This window comes from Actinokineospora inagensis DSM 44258 (assembly GCF_000482865.1).
Classification (GTDB): domain Bacteria; phylum Actinomycetota; class Actinomycetes; order Mycobacteriales; family Pseudonocardiaceae; genus Actinokineospora; species Actinokineospora inagensis.
The window spans coordinates 137,339-158,011 of record NZ_AXWW01000010.1 but is presented as its reverse complement, the minus strand read 5'-3'; the positions used below and the strand labels follow the sequence as shown (position 1 = coordinate 158,011).

The following is a 20,673-nucleotide window of genomic DNA, read 5'->3' as shown; positions in this document are numbered from 1 at the left end:
GGGTCGGTGGTCGTTGGGCAGTATGGGCGTCGAACCCGATCCCCCGGGCGCGTGCGAGCGGAACTCCGGGCGAAGCGCGGATTAACAGGACCGGTCAACCGGACGTAACGGGCGGGCGCTTTCCCGGCCCGGTGGGGTCTGCCCCACCGCCGCTCGACCGGCTGGCCGGATGGACCGCGCCCGCCCGCGACGAAATCCTTGCCGTATGAGGGGAAAACTCATCGCAGCCATCATGGTGGCGGCGACCGCCGTGTTCGTACCCGCCGCCGAGGCCCACCCGAACAACCTGACCTGGGCGCCCTGCGCGGGCATCCCACAAGAGGAATGCGCGGGCGTCGAGGTGCCCGTCGACTACCAGAAGCCGGCGGGACCACGGATTTCGATCGCCGTCTCCCGAATCCAGACCGCCAAACCCGGACTCAGGCGGGGCGTGCTCCTGCTGATCCCCGGCGGCCCCGGCAATTCCGGCTTGGACCGCCCGAGCGTCCTCGGCGCGCGGCTCCCGCAGGAAGTCCGCGACCGCTACGACATCATCGGTTTCGACCCGCGCGGCACCGGCCGCAGCGCACCGGTCAGTTGCGACATTTCCGGCCCCGACGCCGACCCGCTCGGACTCCTTCCGTGGCCAGGAGCCGACGGTGACATCACCGGGAACATCGCCAAAGCCCAACGCGTCGCCCAAGCCTGCGCGCACAACGGCGGCGACCTGATGCGCCACATCAGCACCCGCGTCGAAACCCAGGACATCGACCGAATCCGCCAGGCCCTGGGCGAGCGGAAGATCTCCTACTGGGCCGTCTCCTACGGCACCTACGTCGGCGCCGTTTACGCCACCCTGTTCCCCAACCGCACCGACCGCGTCATCCTCGACAGCAGCAACGACCCCACCACCGCCGAACGCGGCTGGATCCAGAACTTCGCCACCGGCGCCACCGACCGCTTCCCCGACTTCGCCACCTGGGCCGCCCTACGCAACGACACCTACGGCCTCGGCACCACCCCCGACGCCGTAACCACCCGCTACCTCACCACCGCCGACGACCTCGACCACACCCCCCGCCCCGACCTCACCGGCGCCGCCCTCCGAGCCATCATGCTCAACTCCCTCTACAGCGACGCCACCTTCCCCCTCCTCGCCCAAACCCTCCAGGGCGGCCCCGTCCCCCCCCTCCCGGCACCCCCACCCGCCACCTACCAAAACATCCTCGCCACCGCCGTCGCCACCGCCTGCAACGACGTCCCCTGGCCGCACACCGTCTACCAATACCCCCAAGCCGTCGCCGAAAACCGCCAGGCATTCCCGCTGACCGCCGGAATGCCCGCCAACATCTGGCCCTGCACCTTCTGGCCCTACCCCAGCGAAACCCCCATCACAATCTCGTCGCACGGCCCCGAAAACATCCTCATGGTCCAAAACCGCCGCGACCCCGCCACCCCCTACCCCGCCGCCCTGAAAATGCGCGCCGCCCTAGGCCACCGAGCCCGAATGATCTCCGTAAACTCCGGCGGCCACGGCTCCTACCTCACCAACGGCAACCCCTGCGGCAACACCGCCGTCACCACCTACCTCACCAACGGCACCCCCTTCCAAGACACCACCTGCTAACCCCCCGCGCCCCAAACCCACCCATACCGACAACGCCGCCAGCCCACCCCACGCACCCCCCAAACCCACCCAAAACCCACCCGAAATCGACGAGCCCCACTCCCACCCCACGCGCCTCGAAACCACCTGAAATCGACGAAGCCCCACTCCCACACCTCCCCCAAAAAAAGACCACCCCATATCGACGAAGCCCCATACCCACACCGCACACCCAAAAACCCACACCTCACCGACGAAGGCCGCCAGCCCACCCCGCGCGCCTCGAAAGCCGCCGATACCAACCGCCCGTTGTGGTGGAGTTGTTTTGTTTGGGGGGAGCGGTGGCTTAAGCCGGCTGGCGGGTAAGGCCACGCTTTCCAGTGGCCCCGCCTTTTAGCCTTACCCAGGCCACCGCTAGGGGCCCCAAACAAAACAACTTCACCACAACGGGCACCCCAGCTTTAATCTGGCGCCCGCGGCCGGCGTCGCCGCCAGGCGACCAGGCCGACCCCCGAGCGCAGCGAGGCCCAGAGACCCCTCACACCCCACCCCCACCCATCGTTAACTTGACTAATTCCAGAACATGGAGAAGCCTCACCCTCGTGCCCCCGGCAGCCGACTTCCGGCAGATGCTCCGCGACGTGTCACTCCGAGTGACCGCCCCGCGGCTCGCCGTGCTGTCCGCCGTGCACCAGCACCCCCACACCGACACCGACTCGATCATCGGCCTCGTCCGCGACGAGTTGGGCACCGTCTCCCACCAGGCCGTCTACGACGTCCTACGTGCCTTAACCACCGCAGGCCTCTTACGCCGAATCGAACCCCCCGGATCCGTAGCACGCTACGAGGCGCGCGTGGGTGACAACCACCACCACGTCGTCTGCCGGTCCTGCGGCACCATCGCCGATGTCGACTGCGCAGTCGGTTACGCCCCGTGTCTGACCGCTTCCGAGGCCCACGGTTTCGTCATCGACGAGGCCGAGGTCGTCTACCGGGGCCTGTGCCCCGATTGTTCCGTTCGCAGCTAATTCCGTCCCCCGAAAGGATTCGCGTGTCCGAGAGCCACAACGCCCGCGTCGGTGACATGAACGAGGAGGGCGCTGGCGGGTGCCCGGTGGCGCACGGCCGGTTCAGCCACCCGACCGAGGGCGGCAGCAACCGCGACTGGTGGCCCAACCAGCTCAACCTGGGCATCCTGCGCAAGCACAACCGGGTCGCCGACCCGATGGACGCCGACTTCGACTACGCGGCGGAGTTCCTGACCGTCGACCTCGACGAGCTCGCCGCGGACGTCGACGCGGTGCTGACCACCTCGCAGGACTGGTGGCCCGCCGACTTCGGCCACTACGGCGGCCTGATGATCCGGATGGCCTGGCACAGCGCGGGCACCTACCGCATCGCCGACGGCCGCGGTGGCGCGGGCGCGGGCATGCAGCGCTTCGCCCCGCTGAACTCGTGGCCGGACAACGGCAACCTGGACAAGGCCCGTCGCCTGCTGTGGCCGGTCAAGCAGAAGTGGGGCCGCAAGGTCTCCTGGGCCGACCTGATGGTCTTCACCGGCAACCGCGCGCTGGAGACCATGGGCCTCAAGACCTTCGGCTTCGCCGGTGGCCGCGCCGACGTGTGGGAGCCCGAGCAGGACGTCTACTGGGGCCCCGAGCGCACCTGGTTGGGGGACGAGCGCTACACCGGCGACCGCGCCCTGGAGAACCCGCTTGCCGCCGTCCAGATGGGACTGATCTACGTCAACCCGGAGGGCCCCAACGGCACCCCGGACCCGCTGGCAGCGGCCCGCGACATCCGGGAGACCTTCGCCAGGATGGCGATGAACGACGAGGAGACCGTCGCCCTCATCGCCGGTGGTCACACCTTCGGCAAGGCGCACGGCGCGGCCCCGGCCGACGAGCACGTCGGCGCGGAGCCGGAGGGTGCCTCGCTGGAGGACCAGGGCCTGGGCTGGCGCAACAGCTTCGGCTCCGGCAAGGGCCGCGACGCCATCACCAGCGGCCTGGAGACCACTTGGACGCAGACGCCGACCAAGTGGGACAACACCTTCTTCGAGAACCTGTTCGGCTTCGAGTGGGAGCTGACCAAGAGCCCGGCGGGCGCGCACCAGTGGCAGCCCAAGGACGGCGCGGGCGCGAACACCGTGCCCGACCCGGAGTCCGGCGAGCTGACCCGCCCGCCGACAATGCTGACCACCGACCTGGCGCTGCGGTTCGACCCGGTCTACGAGCCGATCTCCCGCCGGTTCGCCGAGAACCTGGACGTGTTCGCCGACGCGTTCGCCCGCGCCTGGTTCAAGCTCACCCACCGCGACATGGGCCCGATCCAGCGCTACCTGGGTGCCCAGGTGCCGCAGGAGGAGCTGATCTGGCAGGACCGCGTCCCCGCCGTCGACCACGAGCTGGTGGACGCCGCGGACGTCGACGCGCTCAAGCGGGACATCCTCGCAGCCGGTCTCACCGTGGGGCAGTTGGTCAGCACCGCGTGGGCGTCGATCGGCACCTTCCGCGGCAGCGACAAGCGGGGCGGCGCCAACGGTGCCCGCGTCCGCCTGGAGCCCCAGCGCGGCTGGGAGGTCAACGAGCCGGACAACCTGGCCGTCGCGCTGCGCGCCCTGGAGGGTGTGCAGGAGCGGTTCAACGCCGCGCAGACCGGTGGCAAGAAGGTCTCCCTGGCCGACGTGATCGTGCTGGCGGGCAACGCCGGTGTCGAGCAGGCCGCCCAGGCCGCCGGCCAGTCCGTGTCGGTCCCGTTCACCCCGGGCCGCACCGATGCCACCGCCGAGCAGACCGACGCCGACTCGTTCGCCCCGCTCGAGCCGACCGCCGACGGTTTCCGCAACTACGTGGGCAAGGGCCACCGCCTCCCGGCCGAGTACCTGCTCATCGACCGTGCCAACCTGCTCACCCTGACCGCCCCGGAACTGACCGTGCTCATCGGCGGTCTGCGCGTGCTGGGCGCCAACCACCGCCAGTCCACCGCCGGTGTGCTCACCGACCGGCCGGGTGTGTTGACCAACGACTTCTTCGTCAACCTGCTCGACATGGCCACCGAGTGGAAGCCGACCAGCGCCGAGGCGGACACCTTCGAGGGCCGCACCCGCGCCACCGGTGACCTCCGCTGGACCGGCACCCGCGTCGACCTGCTGTTCGGCTCCAACTCCGAACTCCGCGCCGTCGCCGAGGTCTACGCCAGCTCCGACGCCACCACCAAGTTCGTCACCGATTTCGTCGCCGCCTGGACCAAGCTCACCAACCTGGACCGCTACGACGTCGCCTGACGCCAGTCACACCGCAGGCCCGGCCCACCTCCTGGTGAGCCGGGCCTGCGGTGTTTCGGGTGCTGATCACGTGGCGGCAAGCCTGTCCGTCTCGCCGTCCATGCGAGGGCTACAGGGTGAATGGGCGGGCCAGGGCGAAGTAGTTGTCGTCGGTGTAGGGGTGGGTGGTGCCGGTGTCGAGGTCCCAGATGGTGCGGGACAGGGCGAACAGGTCGCCGGGGTAGATGTGCAGGGCGGTGGAGCGGGGGTGGGTGGGGTTGCTGACCGAGTGGATGGTGTCCGGGGGCATGGCGATGACGCCGCCCGCTGGGGTTGGGGTGTGCGCGGTTGTGGTGAGGCCGGTGGGGGAGAGGCGGTAGTAGGTGTTGTGTTCGGTGCCGTGCAGGACCGACATGAACGCCGGGATTTGGTGGTCGTGCGGCGGGAAAGCGGTGTGCGGGGCGATTTCGACGCGGAGGATGGTGATGTCGGGGCCCGCGTAGAGGAGGGTTTCGTCGGTTCCGGCGCCGGGGAGCCAACGGAGGATGGTGTGCCGGTGGGCGGCGATGGTGCGTTGGAGGTCGGTCAGCGCCCGGGTCGGGTCCGGGGCGCGGGCGGCGCGCAGGGCGAGGGAGACGAGTTCGCCGGGGCTGGACGGCACCGCGGTCTCGGTGACGGAGACGCAGGTGGTGGCGACCGTGCTCAGCACGTGGGCGGCGATGGCGGACGCCTGGTCGCGGATCTCCGGGATGGCGGTGGTTTCGAACAGGGTGCCGCGGCGGAGTGGGCCGATGGTGCTCAGCGTGGGGCTGACGGCGCCTGCCCGGTCGATCAACCGTCCTATGTGGTCGGTGTGGACGCCGAGGCGGAGCGGGTCGGCGACCAGGACGCCGCGCGCGACGAGGTCGCGCAGCAGCGGGTCGGTGGCGGCGGTGACGTCGCGGCCGAAACCGGCGCAGTTGACGATTCGGTCCACCGTCAGGTGTTCCACGCCGTGCGGGCGGCCGATGGTGACGTCGAGCCCGTCGGCCGCGGGGACACAGGCGGTGGGGGTGCCCGCGGTCACGGTCAGCCTGCCTGCGGCGATCAGGTCGTGCAGGCGGGTCGCGACGACCGGGGGGAGCCGGTGGCGGTGGACGTCCCAGAAGCGGCCGAACCGGGTGAGGAAGCGGTCGCGGTCGGGGTGGTCGAGCTGCTCCCAGATCTTGAACGAGTGCGGCCGCAACGCGTCGACGAGCGCGCGCCAGCAGTCCGGGGCCTCGGAAACGGCCTCCCGGAACGCGCGCACCAGCCCGGTGAGGTCGCGTTCGGCGAGGACGGCGGCGATGAGTTCCGGGTGGCCGCCGTGCGAACACGCCGTCTGGTGGGCGGTGGGCAGCAAACCGTGGCGGGACAAGGCGTGCACGGTGACGCCGGGGCGTTCGGACAACGTGGCCGCGATGTCCACCATGGACAGTCCAGTTCCCAGCAGCAGCACCGATTCCCCGGGCCGCACGGCGTCCACCCCGGTGAGCCACGGCGCGTCCAGGTACCGGTCCCCGGCGCGGGTGAAGACCGCGGGCGTCCGCGCGGTGACCGAGTTGCCCAACGCCAACACCGCCGCGGCGACCCGGAGAACCTTGCCGCCGGCTAAGGTGACCTCGACCCCGCCGTCGTGATCGCGCACGCTCACCGCGTCGTCGTGGTGCTCGTACAACCGGGCGACAACGGAACCGGCGAACGCCTCGTGCAGGGTGTCGTGGAGGTACTGGCCGAACTCGGCGCGGGTGATGAAGTCGGACCGTTGGGTGTCGTTGGTCCACCGCAGCAAGTGGTCCGGGTCCGCGGTGTACGCGCTGACCTTCCCGACCGGCGTGTTCATCAGGTGGCGGTTGTCGGTTGTGCTGTACGCGATCCCCGGCCCGGCCGTGCCCGATCGCTCGACGAGGTGCACCAGCACGGGAGCGTCCAGTTCGGCGGCGAGTCTGGCCAGGTTGGCGGCGACGAGGGTGCCGCTGGCGCCCGCCCCGATGACGGCGACGGCGGCGGTCACCGGACGGCCCCGTTCAGCTCGCGCAGGTCCAGCGCCGCGACCAGGTTGACCAGCGAGTCCACGCACTCGGCCACCGTCGACCGGTCGGTGCGCAGGTGCAGGTCCGGTTCGAGTGGCGGCTCGTACACCGCGTCCACCCCGGTCATCCCCTTGGTGCGCCGGGCGTAGAGCCCTTTCACATCCCGTTCCACGCACGCGGACAACGTCGCGTCGACGTACACCTCGGCGAACCGCTGGCCCACCGCCTCGTGTGCGGCGCGCACCTGTGCCCGCGCGTCCCGGTACGGCGCGATCACCGGTACCAACACCAACACGCCGTGCTGCCCCACCATTCTGGCCATCCAGCCGACCCGGCGGATGTTCTCCCGGCGGGATTGTTCGTCGAAACCCAACTCGCGGAACAACTCGCGCCGCACTTCGTCGCCGTCGAGTACCTGGGTCGGCCGGTGCAGATGGCCTGCGAGCGCCTTGGCCAGGGTCGTCTTCCCGGAACTCGGCAGCCCGGTGAGCCAGATCGTGGTCATGCGGGTCCCTCTCATCGCTGGTCGGGCGGGGCAGGCAGGCGCCGCGACGGCAATTCCCGGCACCGGAAGCCGCGCGGCGAGCACCCCGTCGTTCGAGCATGGCGGACCAAGACCGGGAAAGCTGCAACCAAAAGTTCCCGGCCATTCGCAGATTTCCCGGCAATACCGGGGATTTTGTCTGTTAACAGCCGCTTAACCGGTTCACCACCAGGAAACCTGTGACTGATTCCCGCTAGTCCGCCATTTCGGGTGGACCAACATTCCCACACGAGGTCCTCAGTGGACCGCCGGTCTCACCCGGGCAGCCTGCCCTCGCACTGCTGGGGTTCCGGCTGCGGCGACCGGGACGGCAGCAACCACCGCAGGGCCGGGCGTTCGACCTGCCACCCGTGCACGGTGACCACGCTGTACGGGAGCTGTTCCGCGTCGGGGCACAACGTTGTCGCGTGGACGAGGTCGTTGAGGATGAACCGGACATCGCCCGCGTCGTTGAGCAGCAGCGTCATCTGGTTGTCCACGTCGATCAACCGGCCGCGGGCCACCTCGGTGGGGCTGCCTATCTCCAGCGCCACCGACGGCAGGACCGGGGTGTGCAGGAAGATCGTGCCGACCGCGATCGGTGCCGCGAACGCGCAGACCGTGGCGGGCCAGTGCGTCGCGAAGCGGGCGACCCCGGTCGGCAGCGGACCGGCCAGCAGCGGGCACACCACCGGCGGCACCGCGAACAGCAGCGCGGTGACCACCTCGCCCGCCGCCAGCGCCGACCCGATGGCGGGCCCGGTGACCGCCAGTTCCACCACGCCCAGCACGATCGGCAGCAGGACGGCGACCTGGAACACCACCGGGTGCCCCGCCGGGTACCGCCGCCGCGCGGCCAGGCCGAGGGTCGCCAGCAGCACCGCGGTCAGCGTCGGCAGGAACCGCAGCTCCCAGCTCAGCGCCGCCCACATGCCGGTGGTCAGCACGACCCAGCCGGGCAGCCGAGCCGCCAGCCGCACCAGCCAGGACGGCTTCGGCCGCGCCCACTCGCCGCTGGCCGCGAGCAGGTCGCCCGCCATCCGCACGGTCAGGATCACCACCGGCGGCACCCAGACCAGCGAGATCACCAGCGACGCGACCAGGCCGAGCGGGCTGACGTGCCGGACCAGCACCAGCATCGTCGGCACGTCCTGGTGGCCCAGCGTCCACAGCCGCAGCACCAGCAGGACCAGCGGGAAGCTGGGCAGCAGGGTCAGCGCCCACTGCCAGCTCGGCTTCAGCTCGCTCGACGACGGCGACGACTGCGACGACTCCGACGAAGCTGTCCGAGCCGGGCCTGCTCCACCGGCGTCCGGTTGTCCCGGCCGAGCCCCAGGGTCTGCCACGGCCACTCCCGGACCTCTTCCTTCTCCGCGTCGGGCTGGACATCGATGGCGACCCGCTGGTCGCCCGCCGCGGACTGCTCCGGCCCGAGCCACCGGTCGAACGCGTCCTCCCAGCGCCGGTCGGTCGGGTCGTGCTGCGACCGGTAGAGCGACAGGTTGACCAGTTTGCGCAGGGCTTCCTTGTCGTCGGTGTGGCCGCCGGTGCTGATGCCCCACCGCTCCTCGCCGTCGATGCTGATGTTGTGCAGCTTGAGCTGGTTGCGCCCGGACTGCTGGTCCCGGTACACGAAACCGGCGAGGATGGCCGCGTCCGTCAGCACCGCGTCGACGTCGTGGTCCGGGGCGGTCAGCCGCCGCATGCAGTCCGAGATCCGGTTCTCCACCTGGGTGGTCGGCGTCTCCGCTGTCGACGTGCCCAGCGTGCACACCACCTCCGGCTTGTCCGGGTGCGCGGGCGGCTTGGTCAGGTCGGCGGGCGAGCGCACCGGGGCGTGGCCCGCGCGGGTGACCACGGACTGCTCGGTGCGCAGGTACGGCGACGAGAAGTTCACGTACGGCTTGGCCTGCCGCGCGTCGGTGATGCTGTAGGACGCCACCACCAGGTCCAGTTGCACGCTCTGCCTGGTGCTGGGGTCGAGCACCGACGCCTTGTCCCGGTCCTCGTTGTTCATCGTGTAGAAGCGCACCTGCCTCGGCTGGAACCCGAGGTCGGCGGCCACCATGTACGCGATGTCGATGTCGAACCCGCTGTAGGTCTTGGTGGTCTCGTCGAACAGCGACACGCCGGGCATGTCCGGCATCACGCCGATCCGCAGTTCGGACTTGGTGTCCAGCAGGGCCTGGTGCCGCAGGTCCTGCTCCGAGGGCTTGGCCTGCCACCAGACGTACACGGCGGTGCCGACCAGCAGCGCGCCGAGCAGGCACCACGCGACGAACCGGACGTACGGGACCCAGCGCCGCCGCGCCTCGCCGTCTCTGTCGTCCTTGTCGTCCGTGACGTGCTCGACATGGTCGATGTTGTCCTCGTCCAACACTCGCACCCACCTCCGGCTTCGCTGCCCCGGCATTGTCCAGCATCGCGAGTCCGGTCACCCGCGTTATGGGTAAATCCGCGCCGGGGCGGGAACGGCGCGAAATCACCCGAAAGAAGTTCACCGGTCATTCACCCGATCGCGTAAGATCCAACCGAGGCGTTCTCGGCACTTTGGGGGGCTTGTTCGCGTGCGCACCTACTGGACATTGTTGCGAATACCGGGAGCGGCGGCTTTCTGCGCCGCGGGTTTCGTCGCCCGGTTGCCGATGGGGATGCGGTCGGTCGGGTGCGTGCTGATGGTGTCCGCGCTGACCGGCTCGTTCGCGCTCGCGGGCGCGGTCACGGCGGTGCTGGCGCTGTCCCAGGCCGCCGCCGGTCCGACCGTCGGGCGGCTGATGGACCGGCTCGGGCAACGCCGCGTCATCATGGCCACCTTGCCGGCCAACGTCGTGGGCACGGTCGCGCTCGTGCTGCTCGCGCACTTCCGGGCACCCGCCTGGACGCTGTTCCCGGCCGCCGCCGTGGCGGGGGTCGCGGCGCTGCCGATCGGGTCGCTGGTGCGCACCAGGTGGAGCGCCGTCGCGCCCGGTGTACCGGGCACCGCCGCCCTGGAGGGCGTGCTCGACGAGGTCATCTACGTGGTCGGCCCGATGCTCGTCACCGTGCTCGCGGTCGGCGTCGACCCGGTGTCCGGCGTGCTGGGCGCGCTGGTCCTCTACGTCGCGGGCGGGATCTGGCTCGCCGCCCAACGGTCCACCCAACCGGTGACGCACATCCCGGACGGGCAGGTGGAAAAAGGCGGAATCCTGTCCGTCGGACTGCTGGTGCTCCTTTTCGTCTACGTCGCGACCGGTGTCTTTTTCGGCACTTTCGACGTCGGCCTCATCGCGTTCGCCAAGGAACACGGCGCACTCGGCTCAACCGGTCTGCTGCTGGGCCTGCTCGCCGCCGGTAGCTTCGTCGCCGGCCTCGTGGTCGGCGCGGTGAAGTGGAAGAACGGTGTGAGCCGCCGATTGCTGTTCAGCACCCTCGCCCTCGCGCTCGCCACAATTCCACTGCTGTTCGCGGACTCATTGCCGCTGATGGCCGCGCTGACCGTGCTCGCCGGGCTCACCGTGTCGCCGGTACTCATCACCGCCACCTCGATGGTCGAGTTCCTGGTGCCGCGCGGCGCGCTCACCGAGGGGTACGCGTGGCTGGCCAGCGCGGTGATCCTGGGCATGGCGATCGGCTCGGCGGCGGGTGGATCACTGGTCGACCTCGGCGGCAGCGGAGCGGCCCTGGTCCTCGCCGTGGCAGGCCCGGCGGCGGCGTTGCTGGCCACCTTGTTCGGTCTCCGCGCCCTCACCCCGAGGGCGGTGTCGGACCCGGACCGGGTCGCCGTCCCGGCTGGTTGACCGGTGTCGGGGTTCGGTCAAGATCAACGGTGCTGAGCAGCCCCCGAATCCAGCCTAGCGAGCGCGGGCGGCGGAAACCGGCCTCGACGAGCGGCCTGTGGATGGGCCAACGGCCTGTGGGCAAACTCGGCGTGGCAGATCGCCCGACAACTCGCGTCCGGCAACAGCACCACGGCCCCACTCCGCGTTTCGCCCGGCCCACGTTTACCCCCGCGCGCGCGTTCACCTCACCTGCGCCCATCCCACCCACGTTCGTTCCGCGCGCGTTTCCCCGCCCCGCGGCTGGATTTGGCGCCGCTACTGGCCGACATCGACATGGCGTCTCCAGTTGTAGACGCGGCGTTGGTAGCCATCACGGTGGTCGTGGTCGATGGGGGGGCGGAAGACGAAGATCGCGATTGCCCGGTCGCGGTAGTGCATGATCCGACCGTGTGGCGCGACCGGTGGACGACCGTCGAACAGGACGCGCTACTCCGGGAGGGCCGCTGGTACCCGTTCCGGGTGGCGGCGGGGTCTTTGCCGGTCCCGGCACCGGGTTGGCCGACGTGTCGTTCGGTGAGCCGGAACCGGTGCGGGGATAGGCTGGTACACCGTGGCGAAGGACCGCGGCAAGGCCGTCAAGTCGGACCCGGCGCGCAGCCTCGCGCTGTTGTGGCGCACCCGCGAACCCGCGCCCCGCGATGGCCGCACCGACCTCAGCGTCGACAAGATCGTCCGTGCCGCCATCCGCGTCGCCGACACGGCGGGTGTGGGTGCCCTCACCATGCGCCGGGTCAGCGAGGCCCTCGGCGTCGGCACCATGTCGACGTACACCTACGTGCCCGGCAAGGCCGAACTCATCGACCTGATGACCGACACGGTCTACGGCGAACTCCCCGCCCTCGACCCCACCGGCGACTGGCGCACCCGCCTCGAACGCGTCGCAGGAGCCAACTGGGTGCTCTACCGCGCCCACCCCTGGCTCGCCCACGTCGAGACCAGCCGCCCCGTCCTCGGCCCCAACCTCATCGCCAAGCACGACCGGGAGCTCGCCTGCCTCGCAGGCACCCCCCTCACCGACGACGAGTTGGCCTCCGTCCTCACCCTCGTCCTCTCCCACGTCCGCAGCACCGCCCGAGCCGCCGCCGACGCCGACGACCGCCAACGCGCCACCGGCCTCACCGGCGAACAGTGGTGGCAGGTCCAGGCCCCGTGGCTCGCCAAGGTCCACAACCCCACCGCCACCCGAGCAGGCACCGAACACAACACCGCCGACGACCCGGAACACGCCCTCCACTTCGGCCTCACCCGCATCCTCGACGGCATCGCCGTCCTCATCGCGTCCCGCCCCAGCCCGTCAGCCTGACTCCGGATCCGGGTCGAGCCACCGGTTCCACTTCGTGTGGAAAGGCGTTTCCGGCGTGGTAGCCAGGAGCTATTTCACCCGACCGGGGTGTCGCGGTCGCGGGGGATTGGTTGACAGCGCACCCTTCTTGTCCGGTGCCGCACGACCGCGCGGAACCGGTTCTGCGGAGTCCCCGGCCCGCCAAGACTGCCGGGGACCAGCACCGACGGCGACCTCATCGGGGAGTGACCACACTTGGCAGCCGACCTGATCCTCACCAACGCCACCGTCTACACGGTGGATCCCGCCCGGCCGTGGGCGACGACGCTGGCTGTGCGGGATGGCAGGGTGTTGGCGCTGGACGAGGTCGAGGTCGGTCCGGACACCGAGGTGCGCGACCTGGGTGGCGCGTTCGTCATGCCCGGTCTGGTCGACGTGCACAACCACCACGCTCTCGCCGGGCGGGCGGCGTTGTTCGAGTTGACCTTCGGTGGGGACCAGGGGTTCGAGGGCATCCTCGCCGCTGTTCGCGGGTGGGCGGCCAACCTGGGGCCGGATGAGTGGGTTGTCGGTGGCGCGTGGGCGTCCACCCTGGTTGACACGCTGACCCGGGTCGAGGCCCGGCACGCGCTGGACGAGGCTGCTGGTGGTCGGCCGGTCGCGCTGAGCGACGACAGCAGGCACAACAAGTGGGTCAGCACCCGCGCCCTGGAGCTGGCGGGCATCACCGCCGCCACCCAGGACCCCGACGGTGGTGTGATCGTGCGTGACCCGGCGACCGGTGAGCCGACCGGCGTGCTGCTGGAGGCCGCTGGCGTCCCGGTTGAGCGGGCGATCCGGGAGACCGGGGCGCTCACCCCGGAGCAGCACGCAGGCGCGTCGCACCACGGCATCGGCGTGCTGCACTCGTACGGCATCACCGCGTTCCAGGACGCCGGGGTGTCGGTCGACATCCTCAACGCGCTCAAGACGCTCGACGAGCAGGGCAGGCTGCACGCCTGGGTCGTGTCGTCGCTGCTGATCAACGACCCGATCTTCGGGTTCGACCCGATCGGCCGGTCGCTGATCGAGGTCGGCGAGCGGTACCGCACCGAGCACCACCGGCCCGACTTCGTCAAGATCTTCCTCGACGGCGTCCCGCCCACCCGCACCGCCGCGTTCCTGGAGCCCTACCTGCCGGACGAGGCGCACGGCGCCTGCTTCCACGGGGCGACGACCATGCCCGCGTCGGAACTGCAGGGTTGGCTGCGGGTCGCCGCGCAGGCCGGTCTCTCGGCGAAGATCCACTGCACCGGCGACGCGGCCGTCCGGGCCACCCTGGACGCCGTCCGGGCCCTGCGCACCGAGGGCTTCGCCGACATCAAGTTCCAGGTCGCGCACGGCCAGTTCGTCCACCCCGACGACCTCGCCCGCTTCGGTGAACTGGGTGTCGCCGCCGACATCTCGCCGTTCCTGTGGGTGCCCGGCGTCATCCCGACCGCCATCGCCGGGGTGCTGCCCGCCGAGCGCGCCGCCCGGATGCAGCCCAACCGCGCCCTGCTGGACACCGGCGCCCTCGTCGCGGGCGGTTCCGACTGGCCGGTCAGCGAGTCGCCCAACGCCTGGGAGGGCATCCAGGGCCTGGTCACCCGCCAGGACCCGACCGGCGCGTTCGACGGCGCGCTGTGGCCGGAGCAGGCCATCACCCTCGCCGAGGCCATCGAGGCGTTCACCCTCTCCGGCGCCCGCGCCATGGGCGTCGACGACGTGACCGGCTCCCTGACTCCGGGCAAGTCCGCCGACTTCGTCATCCTCGACCGCAACCCGTTCCAGTCGCCGGTGACCGACCTGGCCGCCACCACCGTCACCGAGACCTGGTTCGCCGGACAGCAGGTCTACGCCCGTTGACCCTCCCGGTGCTGGGCGCTCACCCCGCGTCGAGCGCCCACACCACCGGGAACAACGCCGGCACCAGCACGACCGTCCACACCCAGAACCACGCGGTTGACAGCGTTACCCGCTTCCGCAACGCCCGGTTCACCAGAGCGGCGGCGACCACCACGACGGCGCCGCCCACCATGATCATGATCGCCGCCTCCTCCTCGGCGCTCCCGCTCCGGAACGGCGAGGCCACCGAGCCCCAGACCCGCGCCCCACGAAGTAGCTGAAGACAACCGCCATCAACAGCGGCACCGACGCGATCAGCCCGATGACGAGGTTGCCGAGCAACCACAGTGCCACGAACCCTGGTCGTGGGGCCGCCACTGTGCCTGTTTGAACGGTGTCCACGCGATCGACGGTACCTCTTGCCGGTGTCAGGTGGAGATCGATGTGCGGGGGAGGAGCAGGGCGGCGGCAAGGCCGATCAGGCAGGCGGCGGCGAGGGTGGTCAGGGCGGTCGTGTAGGAGGCTTCGCCGGGGTGGGTGGCGAGGATGGTGCCCGCGATGGCGGTGCCCGTGGCGGAGCCCAGGTTGGACACCGAGCGGGAGACGCCGGAGATCTCGCCCTTGTTGGGGCCGCCGCGGGATTGGACGATGTTGACCGACGGGGTCAGCATGGTGCCGACGCCGATGCCGATGAGGAACAGGCCCATCACGGCGGACGAGCACAGCAGGAGACCGATTCCGGCCAGGGTGAACGCGAAACCGGCGATGATGAGCGATCGTTGGGACCGGTTGCGGGCGAATCGTTGGGCGGACAGGGATGTGATGAGCAGGCCGATGGTCGCCGGGGTGAGGAAGAGGCCGGTCTCCACGGCGTTGTGGCCGCGGACCACCTGCAAGTAGGCGGCCACGACGAACGAGATTCCCATGAGGACCAGCCATTGGACATGTTGGGTGAGCAGGCCGAGGTTGATCACGCGGTCGCGGAAGAGGGCCAGCGAGACCAGCGGCTCCCTGGCTGTGCGCAGGGACAGGAAGAACAGCAGCAGCACGGCGCACCCGGCGACAAAAAGTCCGATCGCGACAGTCCAGTTCGTACCGGCGGCCAGGATGGCGACGATCACCAGGGTCAGGCCCGCGGCGGACAGCGCCGCGCCGCGGGTGTCGAAGGGCTGGTCGGGGTTGGCGGGCAACGGGTCGCGGAGGCGGCGGGTGAGCAGGATGATCAGCAGTACCACCAGTGCCTGGAAGGCGAAGGCGGCCCGCCAGCTCAGCACCGAGGTGATCAACCCGCCGATGAGCGGACCGGCGGCGGCACCGATGCCGCCCATGGCCATGATGGCGCCGAACGCGCGGGCGCGACTGGTGAGGTCGTGGAACAGCACCGTGGCCAGCACGTACACCGGCGGGATCAGCAGCGCGGTGCCGACCCCCTCCAGGATCGAGTTGCCGAAGGCGAGCACGCCGATGCCGGGCGCGATGGCGCTGACGACGGCGCCGACCCCGTAGACCGCGAGGCCCACCAGCAGGCAGCGCTTGCGGCCGTAGCGGTCGGTGAGCTTGCCGCCCGGGATCATCAGGGCGGCCATGACCAGCAGGAACAGCGTGATGGTGACCTGTACGCCGTGGACGGTGGTACCCAGGTCGGTGCTGATGTCGTTGATCATCACGTTCATGTTCGAGCCCGCGAAGCTGCAGACGAACTGGGCGAGCGCGAGCGGCACCACCGTCCGAGCGCGCATCAGAGGGCCTGGTCGATCGCCAGCGCGGCGTCGATGAGGGCGAGGTGGGTGAACGCCTGCGGGAAGTTGCCCAGTTGGTCGCCGGTCGGGCCGATCTCCTCGGCGTAGAGGCCGACGTGGTTGCCGTAGGTGAGCATCTTCTCGAACACCAGCCGCGCCTTGGTCACCTGGCCCGCGCGGGCCAGCGCGGTGACATAGTTGAAGGTGCACAACGAAAACGTGCCCTCATCACCGGCCAGGCCGTCCGGGGCGGCGGACGGGTTGTACCGGTAGACCAGGCTGTCCACGACGAGATCGCGTTCCATGGCGGCGAGGGTCGTCAACCACACCGGGTCTCGCGGGGAGATGAAGCCGACCAGCGGCATCCGCAACAACGCCGAGTCGAGGACGTCCGAGTCGTACCGCTGCACGAAGGCGCCTTGACGCAGGCCGCGCGCCCAGACCTGGTCGTGGATGCGGTCCCGGTGCGACCGCCACACCGCGACCGGGGCGGGCAGCCGCAGCGACTCGGCGAGCCGGAGGCCGCGGTCGAAGGCGACCCAGCTCATCACCCGGCCGTAGGTGAAGTCGGCCCGCCCGCCGCGGGTCTCCCAGATGCCCTCTTCCGGCCGGTCCCAGTTCTCGCCCAGCCAGTTGAGCAGCGCGGACAGCGCCTGCCAGCCCTGGTGCCCGACCGGGAGACCGCGCCGGTTGGCCTGGTGCACGCTGTCCAGGAGTTCGCCGTAGATGTCGAGCTGCAGGTGGTCGGCCGCGCCGTTGCCGACCCGGACCGGGCGGGAGTCGCGGTAGCCCGACCAGTGCGCGATGACCTCCTCGCCGAGGTTCGAGCTGCCGTCCACTCGGTACATGATCTTCAACGGCCCGTCCGCCTGTTGGTACCGATCACCGAGCCAGCGCGCGAAGTCGGCCGCCTCGTCGGTGAAACCCAGGCCCAGCAACGAGTTCACCGCGAACGACGCGTCCCGGACCCAGGTGTAGCGATAATCCCAGTTGCGTTCACCGCCCAGTTGCTCCGGCAGCCCCGCGGTCGGCGCGGCGATGATGGCCCCGGTCGGCGCGTACGTCAGCAGCTTCAGGGTGACCGCCGACCGGTGCACCTGCTCCCGCCACCGACCCTGGTAGGTCGACCGGGCCAGCCAGTCGTGCCAGAACTCGACCGTCTCGGCGAACGCCCGCTCCACGTCCGCCACTCGGATCGTCCTCGGTGGACCGTCTGAATCGGACTCCAGGACGATTCCGCGCACCTGCCCCGCGCGCAGGGTGAGCCGCCCCAGCACGTCGCCGTTGTCGAGCACGGCGACCTTGGCCAGCGGCTCGTCCCCGGGTTCGCGGACCGCGTGCGCGGTCAGGGTGAGGTCGTCGGACTCGAACACGGCGCCGCTCTCGGTCAGGTGCGCGGTGTGCGGCTTGCGGCCGTAGTCGAACCGCGGCGCCACCTCGACCTCGAAGTCGACCTCGCCGCGCACGCACCGGACCATCCGGATCAGCCGGTGCCGGGTGGTCGCCTCGGCGGCGGCGGGCGGCATGAAGTCGACCACCTCGCCGGTGCCGGACGGCAGTTGGAACCGGGTGATCAGGATCGCGGTGTCCGGGAAGTACAGTTGCCGCGCGATGTGCCGCCGGTCGGCTGGCCCGATCCGGCAGCGGCCGCCGCGCTCCGGGTCCAGGATGGCCCCGAACAGGCTGGGCGAGTCGAACCGCGGGCAGCAGAACCAGTCCACCGAGCCGTCCGTGGCCACCAGGGCCGAGGTCTGCAGGTCGCCGATGAGCCCGTGGTCGGCGATCGCCGGTTGTCCATCCACTGTGTACTCTCCTTCTAGGGTCGGGTTTTCGCGGCGGCGCCACTGATGGTGACGGTGCCGCCGATGACGACCAGGGACACGCCGAACAGCCAGACGATGGCGGCGAGACCGGGCGCCGGGTAGATCAGCACGACCAGGCCCGCCAGCAGGCTGATCACCCCGGACGCGATGGTCCAGCCGCCACCCCCGTTGACGCCGTGGAACATCTCGACGACGCCGTTGACCACCCAGCTCAGTCCGAAGAGGACGACCAGGACCGCACTGGCCTGCCACGGTGAGCGCAGGCAGAGCAGCCCGACGACGACCAGCAGCAGGCCGAGCAGCAGGTACAGCACCCGCAGCGCGGTGTTGTCGATGTCGCGGGTCAGCGCGGTCACCGACCGGTACGCGCCCGCGACGATGAAGTGGATGCCCAGGATCACCGCGACGGTGACCACGGCGACCCCCGGCCACACCAGGATCGCCACCCCGGCCGCCACGGTGACCAGTCCGAAGAAGATCCGCCAGCCCCGCGACGGCCGGGCCGACAGCACCCTCGGTTCGGCGGTGGTCTCGGTTGCGTGCATCGAATGCCTTTCCGTGTGCGCGCCGTTGACGTTGCGGGCTCGACGATTCCGAGTTCACCCGCCGCCGGTCATCCCGTGTCCCGGGTGAGGCCGCGCCACCCACCCAGGTCGGGCGAAGACCTCGGGTGCCGGTGGCGGCCACGCTGGAGTCGACTCGCAGAGAAAAGGAGCCACTATGACCGAGTACCACCACAGCCGACCCGGCCGGGTCCGGGAGGCCGACCAGGACCACTGGGCGACCGGGTCGGCCTGGTCGGGGTGGGTCTGGTTCGCCGGACTGGTCATGATCATGACCGGGTTCGTCAACGTCATCGAGGGCTTGGTCGCACTGTTCAAACAGGACTACTACATCGCAGGCCCGAGCCACGTGCTGGTGCTGAACCTCACCGGCTGGGGCTGGGCGCACCTGCTCATCGGCGCTCTGGTGCTCATCAGCGGGATCGCGCTGCTGGCCGACCAGGTTTGGGCGCGGGTGGCCACCGTCGTGCTCGCGGGCCTCAACGCCATCGCCCAACTGGCTTTCATCGGTGTTTATCCACTGTGGTCGATCGTCGCGATCATGCTGTGCGTGGTGGTCATCTGGGCGTTGGTGGCCCACGGCGACGAGAGTCGCGTCTCGCCGTGACCGGGTTGCCCCGCGGCCTGGTGGTCCTGCTCGGCACCGCCGCCGCGGTGGTCACGATGGCCGGGGTGCGCGCCGCGGCGTGGTTGGTCGCGCCCGCGTTGCTCGCCCTGGTCATCGTGATCGTCGCCAGCCCGGTGCACCGGTGGCTGCGCCGCCGCGGCCTCCCCGGCTGGGCCGCGACGACGGTGCTCGTGCTGATCGTCTACGGGACGCTCGTCGGGTTCGGTGCGGTGGTCGTCGTTTCCGGTGCGCGACTGGGGTCGCTGCTGCCGCAGTACGCCGCCGACGCGCGGGACCTCGCCGCCGACCTGGCCGGGCGGTTCGGCGCAGGCGAGATCCGGCAGTCCCTGCGCTCGTTGGACACCGGCAAAGTCTTGTCGTCGCTGGGATCACTGCTCGGCGACGTGACGAGCCTGACCACGAGCCTGGTGTTCCTGTTGGCCCTCCTGCTGTTCTTCAGCGTCGAGGCGGCGGGCATCGACGACCGGCTGGCCGGGATCGCCAAGGTCCGCCCGGAACTGCACGCCGCCCTGCACACCTTCGCCCACCGCGTGCGCCGCTACCTCGTGGTGACAACGGTGTTCGGCTTCATCATCGCCGTACTCGACGCGTTCGCCCTGGTGTGGCTGGATATTCCACTCGCCGTGCTGTGGGGTGTGCTGTCGTTCGTCACCAACTACATCCCCAACATCGGCTTCATCCTGGGTGTCCTCCCACCCGCCGTCCTCGGCCTCCTCGGCGGCGGGTGGCGACGGATGCTCGCCGTCGTACTGGTCTACGTCGTCGTCAACTTCGTTGTGCAGTCACTGATCCAGCCGTTGTTCGTCGGTGACTCGGTGGGCCTGTCGACCACCCTCGCCTTCGTGTCGCTGGTGTTCTGGGCGTGGATCCTCGGCCCACTCGGCGCCCTGCTCGCCATCCCCGCGACCCTGCTGGTCATGGCGTTGCTGGTGGAGACCGACCCACGCGCGAGCTGGGTCGCCTCGCTGCTGGGTTCCCTACCGCGAAAACGGGCCTAACTGGCTTCGGCCAGCGCGGCCACCACCTTGTCATAGGCGCCGAACGCGCGCGCCATGGCGAGGTGGTCCAGGTAGTCCCGCGACTCGACGATGACACCGTCGCGGACGCGGGTGACGAAGACGCACGGCACCGAGAAGTCGCGGCCGTTGACGGTACCGGTGTAGTGGAACTCGAAGACCACGAGTTCGGGGTCCTCGGTCTGGCGGACCTCGCCGACCGCCTCGTACCGCTCCGCGCGCCGCTGGGCCACGCCGTTCGCGAAGTGGGTGCGCAGCTCGGCCCGGGTGCGCAGCCGGGGCGCCCCGAGCGGCGCGAACGGGTGTTGGACGTCGGTTTCCTCGGCGTACAGCTCGGCCAGCGCGTCGAGCTGCGCCTCGCGCTGCTGGTCGTCGAGGTCGCCCGCGAGCAGGCGGCACACCCCGTCGACCACGGCGCGGATGACTTCGGCAGGTGTGGGCACGGTACCCCCAGCGGTAATCGGAGTCGGGACTCCGGTAACTGTACCGAAGTCCTGACTCCGGTTAAAGTCCC

At 70.3% G+C, this 20,673-nt stretch carries 18 protein-coding genes; 8 read left to right on the top strand and 10 right to left on the bottom strand.

What is annotated here, in order from left to right:
• Positions 1-205: 205 nt before the first annotated feature.
• The 3 genes from H504_RS33155 (at position 206) to katG (ending at position 4,871) form a co-directional block, all read left to right on the top strand.
• Complete coding sequence (locus H504_RS33155) at positions 206-1,606, top strand: alpha/beta hydrolase (RefSeq protein WP_211239249.1); 1,401 nt, start codon at positions 206-208, stop codon at positions 1,604-1,606.
• Positions 1,607-2,214: 608 nt separating this feature from the next.
• Complete coding sequence (locus tag H504_RS0103810; RefSeq protein ID WP_084467363.1) at positions 2,215-2,613, top strand: Fur family transcriptional regulator; 399 nt, start codon at positions 2,215-2,217, stop codon at positions 2,611-2,613.
• A 23-nt stretch (positions 2,614-2,636) separates the two neighbouring features.
• A complete protein-coding gene (katG, locus tag H504_RS0103805; protein ID WP_026421691.1) occupies positions 2,637-4,871 on the top strand; it encodes a catalase/peroxidase HPI in 2,235 nt (744 codons plus the stop codon).
• Positions 4,872-4,980: 109 nt separating this feature from the next.
• Here katG and H504_RS33150 read toward each other — a convergent pair whose 3' ends face one another.
• The 4 genes from H504_RS33150 to H504_RS33140 all read right to left on the bottom strand — a co-directional run bounded on the left by H504_RS33150 (position 4,981) and on the right by H504_RS33140 (position 9,804).
• A complete protein-coding gene (locus H504_RS33150) occupies positions 4,981-6,882 on the bottom strand; it encodes an FAD/NAD(P)-binding protein (protein WP_051385453.1) in 1,902 nt (633 codons plus the stop codon).
• Positions 6,879-7,421, bottom strand: a complete 543-nt coding sequence (gene cysC / locus H504_RS0103795; RefSeq protein ID WP_084467353.1) for an adenylyl-sulfate kinase — start codon at positions 7,419-7,421, stop codon at positions 6,879-6,881. Before cysC ends, H504_RS33150 begins: the two co-directional genes overlap by 4 nt.
• Before the next feature lie 278 nt (positions 7,422-7,699).
• Entirely contained in the window at positions 7,700-8,770 is a 1,071-nt protein-coding gene (locus H504_RS33145; RefSeq protein ID WP_157440179.1) for a hypothetical protein, read from the bottom strand.
• Complete coding sequence (locus tag H504_RS33140) at positions 8,662-9,804, bottom strand: transporter substrate-binding domain-containing protein (protein ID WP_051385451.1); 1,143 nt, start codon at positions 9,802-9,804, stop codon at positions 8,662-8,664. The genes H504_RS33145 and H504_RS33140 overlap by 109 nt, the downstream gene beginning before the upstream one ends.
• Positions 9,805-9,991: 187 nt before the next feature.
• Between H504_RS33140 and H504_RS40790 the strand changes: the two genes are divergently transcribed.
• A complete protein-coding gene (locus H504_RS40790) occupies positions 9,992-11,200 on the top strand; it encodes an MFS transporter (protein WP_026421689.1) in 1,209 nt (402 codons plus the stop codon).
• Between the two features lie 297 nt (positions 11,201-11,497).
• Here H504_RS40790 and H504_RS43550 read toward each other — a convergent pair whose 3' ends face one another.
• Positions 11,498-11,620 (bottom strand): hypothetical protein, encoded by a 123-nt coding sequence (locus H504_RS43550; protein ID WP_281173585.1) that lies wholly within the window; start codon positions 11,618-11,620, stop codon positions 11,498-11,500.
• A gap of 172 nt (positions 11,621-11,792) precedes the next feature.
• On the opposite strand from H504_RS43550, the gene H504_RS0103770 reads away from it, so the two are divergent.
• Positions 11,793-12,545, top strand: coding sequence for a TetR/AcrR family transcriptional regulator (locus H504_RS0103770; protein ID WP_026421688.1), 753 nt, complete (start codon positions 11,793-11,795; stop codon positions 12,543-12,545).
• Between the two features lie 234 nt (positions 12,546-12,779).
• Positions 12,780-14,411: an amidohydrolase gene (locus H504_RS0103765; protein WP_026421687.1), complete on the top strand. Its 1,632-nt coding sequence runs from the start codon at positions 12,780-12,782 to the stop codon at positions 14,409-14,411.
• 19 nt (positions 14,412-14,430) lie between these two features.
• On the opposite strand, the gene H504_RS0103760 is transcribed toward H504_RS0103765, so the two are convergent.
• From H504_RS0103760 to H504_RS0103745, 4 genes are all read right to left on the bottom strand, one after another.
• Positions 14,431-14,637, bottom strand: coding sequence for a hypothetical protein (locus H504_RS0103760; protein WP_026421686.1), 207 nt, complete (start codon positions 14,635-14,637; stop codon positions 14,431-14,433).
• 181 nt (positions 14,638-14,818) lie between these two features.
• Positions 14,819-16,129 (bottom strand): MFS transporter, encoded by a 1,311-nt coding sequence (locus tag H504_RS0103755; RefSeq protein ID WP_026421685.1) that lies wholly within the window; start codon positions 16,127-16,129, stop codon positions 14,819-14,821.
• Entirely contained in the window at positions 16,129-17,931 is a 1,803-nt protein-coding gene (locus tag H504_RS0103750; protein WP_026421684.1) for a glycoside hydrolase family 15 protein, read from the bottom strand. Before H504_RS0103750 ends, H504_RS0103755 begins: the two co-directional genes overlap by 1 nt.
• A gap of 14 nt (positions 17,932-17,945) precedes the next feature.
• Entirely contained in the window at positions 17,946-18,497 is a 552-nt protein-coding gene (locus H504_RS0103745; protein WP_026421683.1) for an HdeD family acid-resistance protein, read from the bottom strand.
• 175 nt (positions 18,498-18,672) lie between these two features.
• Between H504_RS0103745 and H504_RS40785 the strand changes: the two genes are divergently transcribed.
• Both H504_RS40785 and H504_RS40780 read left to right on the top strand, forming a co-directional pair.
• Complete coding sequence (locus tag H504_RS40785) at positions 18,673-19,122, top strand: DUF7144 family membrane protein (RefSeq protein ID WP_026421682.1); 450 nt, start codon at positions 18,673-18,675, stop codon at positions 19,120-19,122.
• Complete coding sequence (locus tag H504_RS40780; protein ID WP_026421681.1) at positions 19,119-20,141, top strand: AI-2E family transporter; 1,023 nt, start codon at positions 19,119-19,121, stop codon at positions 20,139-20,141. The genes H504_RS40785 and H504_RS40780 overlap by 4 nt, the downstream gene beginning before the upstream one ends.
• On the opposite strand, the gene H504_RS0103730 is transcribed toward H504_RS40780, so the two are convergent.
• Positions 20,138-20,602: a nuclear transport factor 2 family protein gene (locus H504_RS0103730; protein WP_026421680.1), complete on the bottom strand. Its 465-nt coding sequence runs from the start codon at positions 20,600-20,602 to the stop codon at positions 20,138-20,140. The genes H504_RS40780 and H504_RS0103730 overlap by 4 nt on opposite strands.
• Between the last annotated feature and the right edge of the window lie 71 nt (positions 20,603-20,673).